Genomic DNA, 1,180 nt, shown 5'->3' on the forward strand with positions numbered 1-1,180 from the left:
GGTGACGGCCTTGACGATCTCCAGGCCGTGCTGCCCGACCCGGCCCGCGTCGGCCGCCTTGGCCTCCGGGAGCACCGGGTCGGAGTCCCACACCGCGATCTCGATCATGCCGCTTTCAATCCGCAGGTCCATCAGCACCGGGCCCGGCGCGTACTTGCCGGCATTGGTGACCAGCTCACTGACCACCAACTGACACAAGTCCACGGCGCGCTGGGAGACGTCCAGCCGGTGTTCGGTACGCATCCGGGCGAGGAAGGCGAGGGCCAGGTGCCGCGCCTGGGCGATGCAGCCGCCGCTCCCGTCCAGCTCGATCGTCATCTGGAAAGGCTGCCCGCCGTCGGCCACCGCCGCCTCCCCCGTCATATGCAGACCCTACGACGCCGCGCCGCGCCATGGCCTGGCTTCGCGCGCTTACCCCGCGGGAAAGCAGGTCAGTCCCCTGACGTCACGTCAGCCCCGCAGTCCCTGGCACCATTCCGGACGCCAGGTTCGATGTGCCAGTATCGTCCATGTGACTGAAGGAGCGAAGGCGGGGACGCAAGAAGGCGCGGCAGCCGGCCCGTTGCTGGTGGCCTCCTCCATGACCGGGGGCGTGCGCGTCCTGAGCGTGAGCGGCGAGATCGACCACCACACCGGTGACACACTGCGCGAGGCCCTGGGAGCCTGCACGACCGACCCACCGCGGGTCGTGGCGGACCTCCACCGGGTCTCGTTCATGGACTCCAGCGGCATCAACATCCTGATCAGTGCCCACCGTGCTCTCACCGGGGCAGGCGGCTGGCTCCGCCTGGCAGCACTGTCGGCACCCGTCTTGCGCACGGTGCAGATCGTCGGCCTGGACACGGTCATCGACTGCCACCCCACCCTGGACCAGGCCCTGCACCTCTGACGTCGACTGGCGCACCCGCTGGGCCCTGGGGGCCGCGATCGGCGCGCTGGTCACCGAGCACGCATAAGGGCTCCCGGTCGCCGGCACGACGCTACGCGAGCGGTGGGCGGCCATCGCCTCCGAGCTCGCCGGCCACGTCGCCGCTGGGTCATGCGACGCCGCCTCCGGCCAGCTGACCGTGTGCCCGGAGTCGTCGGCCTGGGCGACGAATGCCCGGGCAGACCCGCATTATCGCCGCCGCCCCCGAGTCGGCCGACCGCACGGTGATGCGCGCACTGAAGATCCTCTGCC

Annotated in this window: 2 protein-coding genes; one reads left to right on the top strand and one right to left on the bottom strand. The window is 70.8% G+C overall.

Annotated elements, in window-relative coordinates:
* On the bottom strand, positions 1–363 hold a 363-nt coding region (locus ABTZ59_RS37175; RefSeq protein WP_351426014.1), incomplete at its 3' end, for an ATP-binding protein.
* A gap of 148 nt (positions 364–511) precedes the next feature.
* On the opposite strand from ABTZ59_RS37175, the gene ABTZ59_RS37180 reads away from it, so the two are divergent.
* The gene (locus ABTZ59_RS37180; protein ID WP_351426019.1) at positions 512–889 is read left to right on the top strand and encodes an STAS domain-containing protein; all 378 of its coding nucleotides are present in this window, start codon (positions 512–514) and stop codon (positions 887–889) included.
* Positions 890–1,180: the final 291 nt, after the last annotated feature.

Source organism: Streptomyces sp. NPDC094034, assembly GCF_040303865.1.
In the GTDB taxonomy this organism is placed as follows: domain Bacteria; phylum Actinomycetota; class Actinomycetes; order Streptomycetales; family Streptomycetaceae; genus Streptomyces.